Here is a 16,278-nt window from a genome sequence, read left to right as displayed (position 1 = left end):
CGCGCGCGACAGGAGGCCGCGACCGTGCATGAACCCGTGATCGACCGTCGTCGGCGTACCCTATCTCAGGCGGCAGCGGTCGCCGCGCTGATGGCGGCCGCCCCCGCGATACGGGCACAGGGCAACCCGTCCCTGACGTTGGGCATCGTGCCCTATTTGCCTGCCCAGCGCTTGGTCGCGCTCTACGCTCCGCTGGCACCCGTGGTGCAGTCGGTGCTAGAGCGGCGTGTGGACATCTCGAGTGCCCGCGACTATGCAACGCATGTGCAGCGCCTGCGCGCAGGCGCGTACGACGTGGTGGCGGATTCGCTGTTTTTGGCGCGGCTGGCCCAGCGCGAGCTGGGCCATGTGCCATTGGTGCGCACCCAGGTGCCGCTGGAGCCGCTGCTGGTGGTGGCGCGTGACGGGGCGGTGCAAGACGTGGCGCAGGTGCGCGGGCGCACGGTCGCCGTCACCGACCGGTTGGCGGCGCTGACCGTGTTGGGCACGCGCGGGCTGCGCGATGTGGGGTTGGTCGTGGACCGCGACTATGGTCTGACCATCTCGGGGTCGCACGCCAACTCGTTGCACCGCGTGTTGGTGGGCGATGCCGCGGCGGCCATCGTTTCGGCGACCACCCTGATCCAGGTCGATCCGCTGCTCGTGCAGCGCGTACGGGTGCTCATGCCCCTGCCCAAGGGGTTGTCGGCGGTCGTGTATCACGCCGCGCCCCGTTGGCGAGCGCGCGCACCGGCGTTGACACAGGCCTTGCTCGCCTTCGCCCAGACCGAGGAGGGCCGGGGCTTCATCCGCACCTTGGGGCATGGCGGCCTCGTGCCCGCCACCGACGACGACCTGCGCATGCTCGACCCCTACGTCGTCGAATACTATCGCCTCTCATGACGACGCCGTCTTTGCTCCGTTGGGCCAGCCGCTGGCGTGCGTGGTGGTTGCAGCGTATCGATGACCGACCGTTTCGCGTCCAGCTCGCGTGGCTCACGGCGCTGAGCGCGCTGGCGGTGCTGCTGGTGGCGACCGTGGCGGGCATGGGCGTGGCGGATCGCGCCAACCAGCGCCTACTGGCCGCCGAAGAGGCGGCGCTGCGCCCCATGGTCGTGGCGGCGCTGACCGCGCCCATGATCGAGCGTGACTACGCCAGGATTGCCGAGGTGGTGCGCGAGTTGATGCGCAGCGAAGCGATCGATGCCATTGCCGTGCTCGACCACGGTGGGTGCGTCGTCGTCGACGAGCGGGCATCCGGGGCTTTGATGCGGGTGCCGTTTGCGCACACACTGTCAGTGCCGCTGGCGCAGGGCAGCTTGCAGTTTGGTGAGGTGCGGCTGTCGCTCAACCCGGCACCATTCCAGGTGCTGCTGCACATGCTGCTGGGGGGCGTGCTGGTGGCCGTGGCGGCTGGGGTCGCGCTGGCGGTGTGGCTGTTTCGCGGCTGGGGGCAGCACGTGGGCCTGCGGCTGCAGACCTTGCAGCAAGCCACCCACGCGCTGGCGAGCGGGGACTATCGGGTCCGTGTGCACGATTTGGGCCGCGACGAAATCGGGCAACTCGGGCAGGCCTTCAATGAGATGGCCGCTCGCATCGACGAGGCGGTGCAGGCCCTGGTGGTCAGCGAAAACCGCGTCAATGCCATCCTGCACTCGATCGGCGACGGGCTGGTGGCCACCGACCGCGCCATGCGCGTGACCTACCTCAACCCCATCGCGCAGGCACTCACCGGCTGGACGGCAGAGGAGGCCATCGGGCGGCCGGTGACCGAGATCATGCACATCGCCAACGCGCTAACCGGCGAGCCGGTCGATCTGCCGGTGGCGCGCGTGTTGGAGTGCGGTCGCATCGTCGGGTTGGCCAACCACACGGAGCTGATCGCGCGCGATGGCACCCGGCGCCACATCGCCGACAGCGCCGCGCCCATCCGCGACGCCAGCGGCGAACTGGTCGGGGTGGTGATGGTGTTTCACGATGTGTCGGAAGCGTACCGCCTGCGCAGCACGCTGGAGGACAGCCGTGCGCGTCTGGCGCTAGCGCTGGAGGCGGCGGCCCTCGGGCTGTGGGACCATTTCGTCGATGACGATCGCGTCGTATTGGACGCGCGCGCAGGCACGCTGCTGGGGTTCGAGTCGGGTCGGCAAGCGATCTGCCGCGACGAGTGGGTGGACCGCATCCACCCGGAAGACCGCGCCGTCGTCGAGCACCTGTACGTCACCCACTGCGCAGGCGCGACGCCGCACTACGAGGCCGAGTACCGTGTACGCCAGTCCAACGGCGGCTGGCGTTGGGTGACCTCGCGCGGGCGCATCACCGAGCGCGACGCGCACGGTGGCGTGCGCCGCATCACCGGCACGCTGTTCGACATTTCGGAGCGCAAGGCAGCCCAGGCCGAAATCATCAACCTGGCTTTCTACGACGCCTTGACGGGGTTGCCCAACCGCCGCCTGTTGCTCGACCGCTTGCAGCAGGCCGAGGCGCTGGCCCGCCGCAACGACCAGCGCGGGGCGCTGCTGTTCATCGACCTGGACCGCTTCAAGCACATCAACGACTCGCGCGGCCACGCGGTGGGCGACGCGCTGCTGCGGCAAGTCGCGCAACGCCTGCGCAGCCGGCTGCGCAGCGCCGACACGCTGGCCCGCCTGGGCAGTGACGAATTCGTGGTGTTGCTGACGGATCTGCCGGGTGACGCAGCGACGGCGGGCAGCCATGCGCACGAGCTGGCCGATCAGCTGCGGAAGGCGCTGCAAATTCCCATTGATGTCGACGGCGTGCCCTATCACGTCTCGGCCAGCGTGGGCATTGCACTCTTTCCCGACCGGCAGCGCCCGGTGGAAGACGTGCTCGCCTCGGCCGAAGCGGCCATGCACGCGGCCAAAGACGCCGGGCGTGACCGGGTGCGTTTTTTCGACCCGGCCATGCAAGCCGCCGCGAGCCAGCGCCTGCACCTGGAAAACGATTTGCACGAGGCGTTGGCGCGGGGCGAATTGGAAGTCTTTTTGCAGCCGCAGTGCGATGCGGCGGGCCGCGTCGTGGCGGCCGAGGCGTTGTTGCGCTGGCGCCACCCGCAGCAAGGACTGGTGCCGCCTGGCGCGTTCATCCCCCTGGCCGAAGAGACGGGGCTCATCGTGCCCATCGGCGACTGGGTGCTGGAGCAGGCGTGTGCGCTGCTGCGCGAGCTCGACGCGGCGGGTTTGGCCATCGAAATCAGCGTCAACGTCAGCGCGCGCCAGATCCATGAGCCGGACTTCGTGCCCCGTCTGCAGGAGCGGCTACGCCAGCACGGCCCGATCGCGTCGCGGCTGACGCTGGAGATCACCGAAAGCCTGCTGCTGACCGACACCGACCAGGTGGTCGGCAAGCTGCACGCGTTGCACCGCACGGGCGTCAAACTGTCGGTGGACGACTTTGGCACTGGCTATTCGTCGCTGGCGTACCTCAAGCAGTTGCCGCTGCACGAGCTCAAAATCGACCGCGCTTTCGTCGATGGTCTGCCCAACGACGCCAACGACACGGCCATCGTCAGTGCCATGCTCGGGGTGGCGCGCAACTTTGGCTTGCAGGTGGTGGCCGAAGGGGTGGAGACGCCCGCGCAGCGCGAGCATCTGCTGGCACTCGGATGCAGTCGCCTGCAGGGTTACCACCTGGGGCGGCCGCAGCCGGCATCGGCGTACTTGGCGCAGTGGCTAAGCGGTGGCGGAGCCAGCATTGCTGCCACAATTGCCCCTGATGCTTGACGAACCGACCCGCCTGCCCCCCGTCACCGACCCCACGGTGCCCCTGATCGACGACCCGCAGCTCAGCCAGCTGCGCGTGCCGCCGCACTCGCTGGAGGCCGAGTCCAGCGTGCTGGGCGGATTGCTGCTGGACAATGCCGCCTGGGACCGGGTGGCCGATCTGGTGACCGAGACCGACTTTTACCGGCCCGAGCACCAGCGCATCTTTGCCGCCATCGCCGCCCTCATCAACGGCGGCAAACCGGCGGACGTCATCACCGTCTTTGAGCACCTGGCCAGCCTGGGCCGCGCCGACGACGTAGGGGGGCTGGCGTACCTCAACCAGTTGGCCCAGTTCGTGCCCAGCGCCGCCAACATCCGCCGCTACGCGGAGATCGTGCGCGAGCGCGCCATCCTTCGCAAACTCATCGCCGCCAGCGACGAGATCGCCTCCCAAGCCTTTGCCCCGCGCGGCAAGCCGGTGGCCACCATTCTGGACGAAGCGGAGCAAAAAATCCTCTCCATCGGCGAAGAAGGCAGCCGCATGAAGCAGGGCTTTCAGTCGATGGACAAGCTGGTCGTCGAGCTGCTCGATCGCGTGCAGGAGATGGCCGACAACCCCAACGACATCACGGGGGTGCCCACCGGCTTCATCGACCTCGATCGCATGACCGCTGGCCTGCAGCCGGGCGACCTGATCATCATCGCCGCGCGCCCCAGCATGGGCAAGACGGCGTTTGCCATCAACATCGCCGAACACGTGGCGCTGCACGAGGGGCTGCCGGTAGCGGTGTTTTCCATGGAAATGGGGGCCGCGCAGCTTGCGGTGCGGGTGGTGGGGTCGATCGGTCGCATCAACCAGGGGCACCTGCGAACCGGCAAGCTCACGCCCGATGAGTGGCCGCGCCTGACCGAAGCGATCGAAAAACTGCGCCACATCTCGCTCTACATCGACGAGACGCCGGGCCTGACGCCTTCTGAGTTGCGCGCCAACGCGCGGCGGCTGGCGCGCCAGTGCGGCAAGCTGGGGCTCATCGTCGTGGACTATTTGCAGCTCATGAGCGGCAGCCAAAGCGCCGACGAAAACCGCGCCACCGAACTCGGCGAAATCTCGCGCGGCCTGAAAATGTTGGCCAAAGAGCTCCAATGTCCGGTGATTGCGCTGTCGCAGCTCAACCGCGGCGTGGAGCAGCGCACCGACAAGCGGCCGATGATGTCCGATCTGCGCGAATCGGGCGCGATCGAGCAGGACGCCGACATCATCATGTTCATCTACCGCGACGAGTACTACACCAAGGACCAATGCAAAGAGCCTGGTGTGGCCGAGATCATCATCGGCAAGCAGCGCAACGGGCCCACGGGGACGGTCAAGCTGGCTTTCCTGAGCGCGCTGACGCGCTTTGAAAACCTGGCAGGCTACGATAGCCATCCGTGATCGTTTATTGCGCAAGTCAACGCGGCGCTGGGACAACTCGATCAAACCAGGCAACAAAACGCCGCCCTCGTCGAAGAGGCGGCGGCGGCTGCCCAGAGCCTGCGCCAGCAAGCGGCCGAGCTGCAGCAGGTGGTCAGTCAGTTCCGCACCGGGGTGGGGGACGGAGCCCCCATGCTCATCGCCGCCAAATGAGCCCCAGCAGCGCAATCGCCGAAAACGCCGCCCCAGCGAAGAAGGTCATTGTAGGGCCGACCAGGGTCCACAGGCTGCCGGCGATGACGCTGGCGGCCAACAGCGCCGCGCTGCTGACCAGGTTGAAAACGCCAAACGCGGTGCCGCGCAAATCGGCAGGTGCCGCCTCGGCGACCAGCGTCGACAGCAGACCCTGCGTCGCGCCCATGTGCAGGCCCCAAATCGCAGCCCCGAGCCCCACAGTCCAAACGTGGGCGGCCAACGCGAGCGTGATGTCTGCGGCGATGAGCAGGAGCACGCCCCACACCAGCAGCGCGCGGCGGCTGCCGCTGTCGGACAGCCGACCAAAGGGGTAGGCACTGGCCGCGTAGACGCCGTTCATGATGATCAGGATCAGCGGTACCCAGGTCGCCGCGAGTCCCACATTCTCTGCGCGCAGCAGCAAAAACGCCTCTGAGAAGCGCGCCAGCGTCAGCACGGCGGCAAAGCCCACCACCCACCAGTAGCGGGAAGGCAACCGCGCGAGGCTATCGCGCGTGATGGGAAAACGCGGCTGCACGGCTGGACGGGTGGCATCGGGCTCGTCCACGCCAAAGGCGATGATCAACACGCACAAGACGGCTGGAACGACCGCCACCCAGAATACCAGGCGAAAGTTGTCGCCGCTGGCCGCCATCAAGGCCATGGCCACCAATGGACCGGCAAACGCCCCCACGGTATCCATCGATTGACGCAACCCGTAGGCGGCGCCGCGCTGTGCTTCTGGGGTGATGTCGGCGATGAGGGCGTCCCGCGGTGCGCCGCGTATCCCCTTGCCGATGCGGTCGAGAAACCGCGCCATCAAGATGGCGCCGATGCTGTTGGCGAGCGGGAACAGCGGCTTGGTCAGCGCCGCCATGCCGTAGCCGAGCAGCACCAGTGGTTTGCGGCGGCCGAACCAGTCGGACACCGCGCCGGAGAATACTTTGGCCATCGCCGCCGTGGCTTCGGCGATGCCTTCGATGATGCCCACCGACATCGCCGACGCGCCCAGCACCGTCACCAAAAACACGGGCAGCAGGCTGTGGATCATCTCCGATGAAAGATCCATGAACAGACTGACCAAGCCGAGAGCGATCACGCCTTGGGGCAATCTCATCGACACTCCTGACGGTTGTTGAACGGGTATCGACCGTTCGAGCATGTGCACGCGGTCGTCCCTGCGGGGTGGCTCGGGAGTGTGTCACGCTCGGTGTCGAGACGTGCCACGATATCACTGCAGATGGCCGTGCAGGATCATAAAAAAAGCCCACCGATGGGTGGGCTGGCGTGCTGGAATTTTGGCTCCCCGACCTGGGCTCGAACCAGGGACCTACGGATTAACAGTCCGGCGCTCTACCGACTGAGCTATCGGGGAATAGACAACTATTGTAGCACGGCGTCCTATCGATGTTACGGCGTTGCATCCGCTCGCAACGTTGCCCAACGCTGCATCAGTTCTGCAGCGGCGGCTGGCGCGTCGGGGGCGCCCACGAGGGCGCGCACGACGGCGAACGACCCCACGCCCGAGGCGGCCACGGCGGGCAGCTCGGCCAGACCGATACCCCCGATGGCAACGGTGGGGATGTCACGGGCGAGTCGTGCGTAGCGCGCCAGCCGCCCCGGTCCTTGGGGGGCGGTCGGCATGGCCTTGAGCGTGGTGGGGAATACCGCACCCAGGGCCAGGTAGCTGGGGCCCAGCGCCCAGGCGCGCGCCATTTCGGCGTAGCCGTGTGTGCTGATGCCCAGGCGCAGGCCGCTGTCGCGCAGCCGGGCGATGTCGTCTGGTGTCAACGTGTCGAGGTCTTCCTGCCCCAGGTGCACCCCGTAGGCGCCTGCGGCCATGGCGTGCTGCCAGTGATCGTTGATGAACAGGCGACAGGGCAGGCCGCGTACCGCCTCGACCGCTGCCTGTACCTCATGTGCCACGCGGTCGGGGTCGGGGTGTTTGAAGCGCAGTTGCAACGTGGGCACACCGGCGCGCGCCAGGCGCGCGACCCACGCAGCGTCGGGCAGCACGGCGTACAGGCCCAGTTCCCGCGGGCAGGGGGCAAACCGCGTCGGTGGCAGTGTCCAGCCAAAATCCGCCGGGTCATCGGGCCAGTCGGCGGGATCGAAGGGGCGGCCCTGGCAGCGCCGCGCCCACGCGGCCGACACATACCGGGCGTCCGCATCGATGAACCCCAGCCGACGGGCGGCGGCGTAGGCGACAGCGGCCACGGTCGCATCGGCTGGCGTGGCGTCGGGGTCCGCGTCGCGCTCGATGAACAAGTCGGTATGGTGGCGCACGATGGCGTGCATGGCCGCCAGCGGGTCATGGACCACCGTTGGCGTGGCGGTGGGGGCGTGCGCGTCGGTCATTCGGGCGGTCATCCCTGGTGCCAGAAGGGGGTGCCCAGCACGGGCGTGCTGGGCTGGGCCGAGGCTTGCGGTGGCATGGCGCCGGCACGGTACGCGGCCCGGCCGGCGGCGACGGCATCGGCAAAGGCGCCGGCCATGCGCACCGGGTCTTGCGCCTGCGCCACGGCCGTGTTGAGCAGCACGGCATCCAGCCCCCACTCCATGACCTGGCAGGCGTGCGACGGCAGGCCCAGCCCGGCGTCCACGATCAGGGGCACGTCGAGCCGCTCGCGCAGCGTGCGCAGCGCGTAGGGGTTGATCGGGCCGAGCCCCGTGCCAATGGGTGCTGCCCAGGGCATGACCGCCTGGCAGCCCACGTCCAGCAAACGCTGGCACAGCACCAGGTCGTCGGTGCAGTAGGGCAGTACCTTGAAGCCGCGCTTGATGAGCAGGTCGGCCGCCGTGGGGAGTTGCAGCGTGTCGGGCTGTAGGGTGTAGTCGTCACCGATCAATTCGAGCTTGATCCAGTCGGTACCAAAGACTTCGCGCGCCATTTCGGCGGTGGTGACGGCTTCTTGCACGCTGTGGCAGCCAGCGGTGTTGGGCAACACGGGCACGCCCAAGCGCTGCAGCAGGGTCCAAAAGCCGTGCGAGGCGTCGGCGCCTAACGCGCCGTGGCGGCGCAGCGATGCGGTCAACAGGCACGGCTGCGCGCGCGCGACGGCTTGCTCCAGCACCGCGGGCGAGGGATAACGCGCCGTGCCCAGCATGAGTCGGCTGCCAAAGGTTTGGCCGTAGAGGATGAGGGGGTCGGACGATGGGGTCGGGGTCATGGTGGGGGTCAGCCGCCGGTCACGGGGGCGATGATTTCGATGCGGTCGCCGTCGTGCAGGGGCGTGTGAGGATATTGGGCGCGCGGCACGAACTGCAAGTTGACGGCCACGGCAAAGGGGGCGCTGGCAGGCAGGTCGGCCGTCGCGCGGGCCACGGCGTCGGCCACGGTGGCGCCGTCGGGCAATTCAGTGGGATGGGCGTTGATGACGACGATCATGGCTCGCAGCAGGCAGCGGTTTGGCGGGCCGGCACGAAGCGCAGGCCCAGACGCTGGGCCAGTGACACGGTGCCACCATGCAGGTATTCGATGACTGCATCGTGCACGGCAGGCGAGATCAGATAGCCGTGTCGATACAACCCATTGATCTGCAGCACGCGCGGCGCCGCCTCGACCACGGCGGGCAGGTTGTCGGGCAGCGTGGGGCGGCACTGTGCGCCCAGTTCGAGCACCCGGCCTTCGGCAAAGCCGGGGTGGACGGCGTAGGCGGCGCTGAGCAGCTCCAGCGTGGAGCGCACGCTCGCAGGGGAGAGGTCGTCGGATTCGATCTCGGTGGCGCCGATGACGAACAGGTGGTTGGGCTTGGGCGCGATGTAGAGGGGATAGCGCGGATGCAGCAGGCGCGTGGGGCGTTGCAACGTGACGTCGGGCGCATACACGCGTGCGACTTCGCCGCGCACGCCCCGCAACGGCCCCGCCGCTGGTGCCGGGGCGCTGGGCCAATCCGCCTGGGCCCCCAGGCCGCGACAGTCCAACACCCAGGCGCCGGGGTGGTCGCGCTGCCAGTCTTGGGCCTGCGCCAGCGTCATCGGGGTGGACCACTGCACCGTCACACCGCACGACCGCAGTGTGGCCAGCAGCGCATCGAGCAGCTGCCGGTTGTCGAGTTGCCCTTCCTCGGGCAAATACAGCGCTTGCGCAAACCGGCCCGCCACCGCGGGCTCCACAGTGGCCAGCGCGGCGGCGTCGAGCGGCTGCGGCGCGGGCAGCTCCGGCAAGCGCTCGGTCGTGGCGCGCAGCAGGGCTTCGAAGCGAACGGCCTCGCGGGCGTCTTGCCGATGCCACAGGATGAGCGTGCCGTTTTGCTGAAAAAAGACCGGCTGGTCGAGCCCTTCGCACAGGGCGCGCCAGCGTGGCAGCCCGTAGCGCCCCATGGCGACGACGTTGGGCTCGGTGACAGCGGACTCGGCCAACGGTGCGAGCATGGCCGCGGCGATGCGGGCCGCTCCCCCGGCCTGTGACGGCCCGTCGGCGGCATCGACCAGGTGCACGCGGTGGCCCGCACGGGCCAAGGTGACCGCCAACAAGCGGCCCATCAGGCCAGCGCCCAGAATCAGCACGGGGGGAGACGTCGTCATGATCCGCGATGGTACCCCAGGGAAAACCCGCGCCATTGACAGAACACAACAATCCTCCCCACGCGGCGGATAATGTCACACATGTCACACCTCAACGATCTCGCTCACCCCAAGGCGGCGCGTTACGCGCGCGTGTTGACCATTGCCGGCAGCGATTCGGGCGGCGGCGCGGGCATTCAGGCCGACCTCAAGACCATCGCGGCATTGGGCTGCTACGGCATGACGGCGATCACGGCACTGACGGCCCAAAACACGCTGGGGGTACGCGCCATTCACGCGGTACCGGCGTCGTTTTTGAAAGAGCAGATCGCGGCCGTGGTGGAGGATATCGGGGTGGACGCGGTCAAGATCGGCATGTTGCACGCACCCGACATCGTGGACGCGGTGGCCTGGGCCATCGATCGCTACCGGTTGCCCAATGTGGTGCTGGACCCGGTGATGGTGGCCACCAGCGGTGACACGTTGATCGAGCCCGAGACCATCGAACGCTTGGTGGCGCAGTTGTTTCCGCGCGCGACGGTGGTCACGCCCAACCTGGACGAAGCGGGGCTGCTGCTGGGCCGTGCCTTGACGCATGTCGACGAGTTGGAAGCCGCCGCCGCCGATTTGCTGCAGCGGGGTGCGTCGGCGGTACTGCTCAAAGGGGGACACTTGCCCGGCGACTGGGTGACCGACCTGCTGGCACTGCGCGGCGAGCCTGCAGCGTATTGGATTCGCCTCAGCGGCGAACGCATCGCAAGCCCCAATGGCCACGGTACCGGCTGCACGCTGTCGTCGGCGATCGCGTCGTATCTGGCGCTGGGGCACACGCTGGAGGAAGCGGTGCAGTCGGCGCACGGGTGGGTGCGCGGCGCCATCGCCGCGGGCGCCCACGTGCGCACGGGGCAGGGCAGCGGGCCGCTCAACCACGGCTATGCGCCCGTGCCGATGCGGCTGCTGGATTGATCAGTCTGGCGCTACCCCCAGCAGGCGCTGCAGCCGGGCGCTGGTGGTGGTGTACTCGAGCGCGATGCGCTCACCCGGTCGCAGCGCTTGTGCGATGGCAAAGGCGGCCAGCGTCGCTTCGTGGAAACCGCACACGATGAGTTTGCGCTTGCCGGGGTAAGCGTTGACGTCGCCCACCGCATGAATACCCGGCTCGCTCGTGCGAAAGCCCTCTGTGTCCACCACCAGGTGTTTGCGCTCCAGGGCCAGCCCCCAGTCGGCGATCGGTCCCAGGCGCGGGTGCAACCCCAAGCGCGGCATGAGCAGATCCAGCGGCAGCGTCAGGCGCTGGTCATCAGCCGTCGCGATGGCCAGGGCTTGTAAGCGTCCCTCATCGTCGGTGAGCACTTCCACCGGTTGGCCCAGGCACAACCGCACCCAGCCCGCGCCGATGGCGGATTGCAACTGCGCATCCAGATCGGGGTCGATGTCGAAGCGCTCGGTGCGGTGCAACAGCGTGACGTGCGCCGCTTCGCCCTCCGCCAAGCGCAGGGCCAGGCGCACGGCGGCATCCGTGCCGCCCATGACGACGACACGTTGGCCTGCCCAGACGGACGGATCGACGTCCCGATAAAACACCTGCCGCCCTTCCCAACGTTCGAGTGCCGGTAGCGGCACCTTGCGCGGCAAAAACGCCCCGACGCCGGCGGCGATGACGATGGCGTCGCACCAAAAGGTCAGGCCGCCGTCGGTCTGCAACGCAAAGCGCGCCGGGCCGTCGGTGCCCAGCCGCTGCAGGCCCGACACGATTTGCCCCAGGTGCAGCGGCACGCGCAGCGGCTGGAGCTGGCGCAGCAAGCGCTGCGTGAGCTCTTGCCCGCTGCACGAGGGGATGCCCGGGATGTCGTAGAGAAATTTGTCGGGATACAGCTCGGCGCACTGGCCGCCCGCGTGCGCCAGTCCTTCGACGATATGCACCCCTACTTCCTGCAGCCCGAGCTGGAACGCCTGATACAGCCCCACTGGGCCCGCGCCGATGACCACGGCGTCTGTGCGGATGGGGGCGTCGGCGTTCGTCATGGCGTGCAGCCCGACGGCGGCGTGTCTCAGCGCTTGAGCAGCGCGAGCTTACCCGTCATGTCCTTGTACTGGTCTGCGTCGGGCAAGGGCGCCTTGCGCTTGGTGATGCTCTTCCAGGTCGGCAGCTTGGCCAGCTCGGCGTTGAGCGCGATCATGTGCTGCTGGTCACGCGGCACGTCCTCTTCGGCGTAGATGGCACCCACGGGGCACTCGGGGATGCAGACGGCGCAGTCGATGCACTCGTCGGGATCGATGGCCAGAAAATTGGGGCCCTCGCGGAAGCAGTCTACGGGACAGACGTCCACGCAGTCGGTGTACTTGCAGGCGATGCAGGCTTCGGTAACAACGTGTGTCATGGCGCTGGGTCTTATCAGGTGGCGATCGTCGACCCGGCACGGCCGCGGGCCGCGAATCGACAAGCGCCGAATTGTAGGCCGAGTGCACACGGCACTGGGTTGACGCGTGTCATGACAACGTGGGATGAAACGGTTATCGTGTGGCGTGTGCGGTCCAGCGCGGGCGATGCCTTGCTCCTCGCTCGTGCCCATCTGACAGGTCTTACCTCATGAATCCATCCTCTCCCAGCGATCCATCCCTCCATCGCCGCCGCGGCGACGCCGCCGACACCCTAGACCAGCAGGCGTCGGTGGTGCTGGCACAGCTCTACAGTGGGTTGTCGCCCGTTTCGCTGGCGTTGGCCGCGACCGATTGGGCCTTGCACCTGTGGAGCGCGCCCGGTTCGCAAATGCGCCTGTGGCGGCAGGCGCTCGCGCAGGGGCAGAACTGGTGGCAGGACGCCGTGCTGGCTGCCGCCCGCACGGCGGTCGTGCCGCCGGGCCCCGGTGCGCCGGGCGGAGACTCGAACGAGCCCACCCCGACGCTGCCCTTCGAGGCCGCGTTGCAGGAAGACCCGCGCTACACCCACCCCGCGTGGCGCCAATGGCCATGGCGGACGCTCGCGACCGCAGGCAAGGCGACCGAAGCCTGGTGGGAGCAGGCCGCCGCGCTGCGCGGGATGCGCGCGCACAGCCGGGAGCAGATGCGCTTCTATGGCCGGCAGTGGCTGGACCTGTGGGCGCCCAGCAACGTGTTGTGGACCAACCCGCAGGCACTGCAGCGGGCGTGGGAGACGGGCGGACAGTCGCTGTGGAAAGGTTGGGGGCAGGCGCTGCAGGATGTGAGTGCCCGCCTGGGGCTGCAGCCGCCGCCGCAACGCTTTGGGCCGGATGCGGTGCCGGGCCGCGGGCTGGCCACGACGCCGGGACAGGTGGTGCTGCGCAATGCGCTCATCGAGCTGATCCAGTACGCGCCGACGACCCCGACCGTGCAGCGCGAGGCGGTGCTCGTCATCCCCTCGTGCATCATGAAGTACTACATCCTGGACTTGTCGCCGCACAATTCGCTGGTGCGCTGGCTGGTGGGGCAGGGGCACACGGTCTACATCGTGTCGTGGAAAAACCCCGACGAAAGCGACGCCTTGCTGGGCATGGACGACTATGTGCGCGATGGGGTGCTGGCCGCGCTCGATCATGTGCATTGCGCAACGGCGGCACCGGTGCATCTGATGGGCTACTGCCTGGGCGGCACGTTTGCGGCCATCGCCGCCGCGGCCCTGGGGGGCGGCGATGCCACGCTGGGCTGCCAGCCGCTGGCGGCGCCCGCGCACCCGCTGGCAAGCCTGACGCTGCTCGCGGCCGAGACCGACTTCAAAGAACCGGGCGAGTTGGGCATCCTGATCGACGAGGCGCAGGTGCGGCTGCTGGAGGACATGATGGCCGCGCGCGGCTTTCTCACGGGGCAGCAGATGGCGGGATCGTTTCAGTTTTTGCACTCGCGGGAGCTGGTGTGGTCGAGTCAAACCCGGCGCTGGCTGCTCGGCGAGGACGAGATCGCCAACGACCTGATGGCGTGGAATGCCGATGTGACGCGCCTGCCCGCGGTCATGCACAGCCAGTACCTGCGCAGCTGCTACCTGAACAACGATCTGGCCGAGGGGCGTTTTCGGTTCGAGGGGCAGCCGATTTCGCTGCGCGACATCCGGGTGCCGGTGTTTGCCGTCGGCACCATCAAGGACCACGTCGCGCCGTGGCGCTCGGTGTACAAGATCCATCATTTGGTGTCGGCCGAAGTGACGTTTGCCCTGACCAATGGCGGGCACAACGCCGGGATCGTGTCCGAGCCCGGACACCGGGGGCGTTACCACCATGTGCGCACGACGCCGCTGGACGAACCGTGGCGCACGCCCGACGAGTGGCTGGCCGTGGCCCCGCGCGTCGAAGGCAGTTGGTGGCCGACGTGGGGCGACTGGCTGCGCCGCCACTCCAGCGGCGAGGTGCCGGCGCGGACCCCGCCCGTGCACCGGGGGCTGGGCCCCGCGCCGGGCCAATACGTGATGGTGCGCTACGGCGATTGAGAGTAGCGGCCAGAATCGGCGGCCGACGCGGGTGCGCCCCGCGTGGCGAAGCGCTGGGCCAGCAAGGCGCGCGCCAATGCGGGCTCCAGCGGCCACGGTTCGCCATGCAGGCCCGCGGCGAGCACTTCGCCACACAGCGCGGACAACGTCAGACCGCGCGCGCCCAGCCCGGTGATGACGTGCAAGCCCGGCAGGGTCTCGGGGTTCACGGCCCCCACCGCCGGGAAGCGATCCGGCAGCGTACAGCGCACGCCTGCCCAGGCCTGCGCCTGGGACCACAACGGCGACAGCGCCGCCGCCGCACGGGGTAGCAAGCGGCGCAGCTTGTCCCAATTGGCGGCATGATCGTCCGCGCGGATCGTGCGGCCGGTGCTGCCACGAACGAAGGTCGAGCCCATGCACCAGACGGGGCGGCCGTCTGGACCCGGCACGCCCGCGATGAGTGAGCCATGCCCATTGACGGGGTGGGGCGGTAGCGCCGCGGCCACGTCGGGCGGCAGGGCCTCCATCGGGCCCCACGCCACCTGCCCACGCAGTGCGTGCAGCGGCAGCGGGGCGCGACCCTCGGCCGCCAGCAGCGCCAGTGAGTCGAAGCCCGCGCACACCACCACGATATCGCCTTGCGCGAGCAGCGCCCCTGTGGCGTCATGGGCACTCCAACCGTGCCCGCCCGCTTGCCGCCGCAAGTGCGCCACGGCGGCCCCGCCGACGAAGCGGATGCGCGGGTGTGCCAACTGCGCCGCCACCAGCCGCGCGGGCCGCAGCCAGGCCGCACGCGGGTGCCACAGCGCGGGCGTTTCAGGGGGCAGTCCAACCGCGACGATCGATTCGGGGGTGGCGGCCTGGCTCCACGCGGCGCGCTGCTCGGTCCAGTCGTCCGGCGCGGGCAGGGCGTGTTTGCCTTCCACGCGGTGTTCCAGCACGCCACTGGCCGCCCCATCGATGCCGGGTGTGAGCAGCAGCTGTGCGCGCTCCAGCGTGCAGGCCAGCCCGGCGCGCGTCAGCCGCGACAGCGGGGCATCGTCGGGCGAGACGTGCGGGGCGACCAAGCCCACGGGCAGGCCAGATGCCCCTGCGGCGGGCGTGTCGGCCTGGTCCAACACCGTCACCCGCCAACCCCGTTGCGCCAGACTCCAGGCCGCGGCGGACCCGGCCAGTCCGGCCCCGATGACCAGCGCGTGCCGGCCGTTCGGGCCAAGATTGTCCGGGGTGTTGGGGGCGTGGCGCAGCGACGTGCGCGGGGTCCACGCGGGGGCCCAGCGCGCGCGCAGGCAATGCCGCTTGGGCGGCAAGCCCGGGGCTTTTTCAACCTGGAACCCCGCTTGCGTCAGCGCCTCGCGCACCGAGCGCGCCACCGTCCAGGTGGCCAGCCGGGTGCCGGGGCGGCACAGGCGCGCGACCGCGCGCATCAGGGGCGGCGACCACATGTCGGGGTTGGCGGCGGGGTCGAAGCCATCGAGGAACACGCTGTCCACGGGCACGTCGAGCGTGGGCAGCCAGCGCTGTGCGTCGCCCACGCACAGCGTCAGCCGCAGGTGGCGCACACGGCCGGTGGCGTCGGTCGCTTGCCACGCCCAACGGTGCACGCCGGGCAGCAGCCCCACCCAGCGCTTGGCCAGTGACTGCGCCAGTGCCTGCAAGGGCGCAAACGGTGCGGCGCTGCGGCGCAGGTCGTCGGCACTGACCGGATGGGCCTCGGTGGCGGTGTAGAACAGCGTCTCAGGCGCGTCGGGGTCGTCGCGCCAGGCACGCCAGGTAGCCAGAAAGTTCAGTCCCAGGCCGAAGCCGTTTTCCAGCACATGCCAGCGGGGTTGGCCGCGCCACACCGCATCAGGCCCCGGCGGCCACAGGCCGCAGCCGCCCAAAAACACGTGTTGCGCCTGCGCCCAACCGCCGTGGCCGTCGGCGCCGCGGCTGCGGTAGATGTCGCCAAAGCGCGGGCTGCGTGGCGTGCCGTCCGGCAGCCACTCGACCACGGCGCCCCCCAT

At 69.0% G+C, this 16,278-nt stretch carries 13 protein-coding genes and 1 tRNA gene; 5 read left to right on the top strand and 9 right to left on the bottom strand.

Features of this window, described 5'->3' with window-relative positions; genetic code table 11:
- Nucleotides 1-24 precede the first annotated feature (24 nt).
- Genes ACPYIS_RS11915 through dnaB form a run of 3 tightly spaced genes read left to right on the top strand, consistent with a single transcriptional unit; the run spans nucleotide 25 to nucleotide 5,133 of the window.
- Nucleotides 25-882 carry a phosphate/phosphite/phosphonate ABC transporter substrate-binding protein gene (locus ACPYIS_RS11915; RefSeq protein ID WP_424859078.1) on the top strand — a complete coding sequence of 286 codons (858 nt, stop codon included), beginning with the start codon at nucleotides 25-27 and terminating at the stop codon, nucleotides 880-882.
- Nucleotides 879-3,719 carry an EAL domain-containing protein gene (locus ACPYIS_RS11910; protein WP_424859079.1) on the top strand — a complete coding sequence of 947 codons (2,841 nt, stop codon included), beginning with the start codon at nucleotides 879-881 and terminating at the stop codon, nucleotides 3,717-3,719. The genes ACPYIS_RS11915 and ACPYIS_RS11910 overlap by 4 nt, the downstream gene beginning before the upstream one ends.
- Nucleotides 3,712-5,133 (top strand): replicative DNA helicase, encoded by a 1,422-nt coding sequence (gene dnaB / locus ACPYIS_RS11905; RefSeq protein ID WP_424859080.1) that lies wholly within the window; start codon nucleotides 3,712-3,714, stop codon nucleotides 5,131-5,133. Before ACPYIS_RS11910 ends, dnaB begins: the two co-directional genes overlap by 8 nt.
- A 175-nt stretch (nucleotides 5,134-5,308) precedes the next feature.
- Here dnaB and ACPYIS_RS11900 read toward each other — a convergent pair whose 3' ends face one another.
- The 6 genes from ACPYIS_RS11900 to ACPYIS_RS11875 all read right to left on the bottom strand — a co-directional run bounded on the left by ACPYIS_RS11900 (nucleotide 5,309) and on the right by ACPYIS_RS11875 (nucleotide 9,873).
- The gene (locus ACPYIS_RS11900) at nucleotides 5,309-6,463 is read right to left on the bottom strand and encodes an MFS transporter (RefSeq protein WP_424859081.1); all 1,155 of its coding nucleotides are present in this window, start codon (nucleotides 6,461-6,463) and stop codon (nucleotides 5,309-5,311) included.
- Nucleotides 6,464-6,645: 182 nt separating this feature from the next.
- Nucleotides 6,646-6,721, bottom strand: a tRNA-Asn gene (locus ACPYIS_RS11895).
- Between the two features lie 35 nt (nucleotides 6,722-6,756).
- Nucleotides 6,757-7,704 (bottom strand): thiamine phosphate synthase, encoded by a 948-nt coding sequence (locus ACPYIS_RS11890; RefSeq protein WP_424860188.1) that lies wholly within the window; start codon nucleotides 7,702-7,704, stop codon nucleotides 6,757-6,759.
- 8 nt (nucleotides 7,705-7,712) lie between these two features.
- Nucleotides 7,713-8,516 carry a thiazole synthase gene (locus ACPYIS_RS11885; protein ID WP_314226234.1) on the bottom strand — a complete coding sequence of 268 codons (804 nt, stop codon included), beginning with the start codon at nucleotides 8,514-8,516 and terminating at the stop codon, nucleotides 7,713-7,715.
- Nucleotides 8,517-8,524: 8 nt separating this feature from the next.
- Nucleotides 8,525-8,734, bottom strand: a complete 210-nt coding sequence (gene thiS, locus ACPYIS_RS11880; RefSeq protein ID WP_299022245.1) for a sulfur carrier protein ThiS — start codon at nucleotides 8,732-8,734, stop codon at nucleotides 8,525-8,527.
- A complete protein-coding gene (locus ACPYIS_RS11875; protein ID WP_425973627.1) occupies nucleotides 8,731-9,873 on the bottom strand; it encodes an FAD-dependent oxidoreductase in 1,143 nt (380 codons plus the stop codon). The genes thiS and ACPYIS_RS11875 overlap by 4 nt, the downstream gene beginning before the upstream one ends.
- An 81-nt stretch (nucleotides 9,874-9,954) precedes the next feature.
- On the opposite strand from ACPYIS_RS11875, the gene thiD reads away from it, so the two are divergent.
- Entirely contained in the window at nucleotides 9,955-10,818 is an 864-nt protein-coding gene (thiD, locus tag ACPYIS_RS11870) for a bifunctional hydroxymethylpyrimidine kinase/phosphomethylpyrimidine kinase (RefSeq protein WP_425973625.1), read from the top strand.
- Here the strand turns inward: thiD and ACPYIS_RS11865 are convergent, their stop codons facing one another.
- Nucleotides 10,819-11,877, bottom strand: a complete 1,059-nt coding sequence (locus tag ACPYIS_RS11865) for an NAD(P)/FAD-dependent oxidoreductase (protein WP_425973623.1) — start codon at nucleotides 11,875-11,877, stop codon at nucleotides 10,819-10,821. It abuts the gene before it with no gap.
- 26 nt (nucleotides 11,878-11,903) lie between these two features.
- Nucleotides 11,904-12,233, bottom strand: a complete 330-nt coding sequence (gene fdxA / locus ACPYIS_RS11860; protein ID WP_299019248.1) for a ferredoxin FdxA — start codon at nucleotides 12,231-12,233, stop codon at nucleotides 11,904-11,906.
- Between the two features lie 209 nt (nucleotides 12,234-12,442).
- Here fdxA and ACPYIS_RS11855 point away from each other — a divergent pair, with 209 nt between their 5' ends.
- Nucleotides 12,443-14,290 (top strand): PHA/PHB synthase family protein, encoded by a 1,848-nt coding sequence (locus ACPYIS_RS11855; RefSeq protein WP_424859086.1) that lies wholly within the window; start codon nucleotides 12,443-12,445, stop codon nucleotides 14,288-14,290.
- On the opposite strand, the gene mnmC is transcribed toward ACPYIS_RS11855, so the two are convergent.
- Nucleotides 14,278-16,278, bottom strand: a complete 2,001-nt coding sequence (gene mnmC, locus ACPYIS_RS11850) for an FAD-dependent 5-carboxymethylaminomethyl-2-thiouridine(34) oxidoreductase MnmC (RefSeq protein WP_424894709.1) — start codon at nucleotides 16,276-16,278, stop codon at nucleotides 14,278-14,280. The two genes, ACPYIS_RS11855 and mnmC, sit on opposite strands and share 13 nt — an antisense overlap.

It is taken from the genome of Tepidimonas sp. HKU78 (assembly GCF_049860815.1).
In the GTDB taxonomy this organism is placed as follows: domain Bacteria; phylum Pseudomonadota; class Gammaproteobacteria; order Burkholderiales; family Burkholderiaceae_C; genus Tepidimonas.
This window is presented reverse-complemented; position numbering and strand designations above follow the sequence as displayed.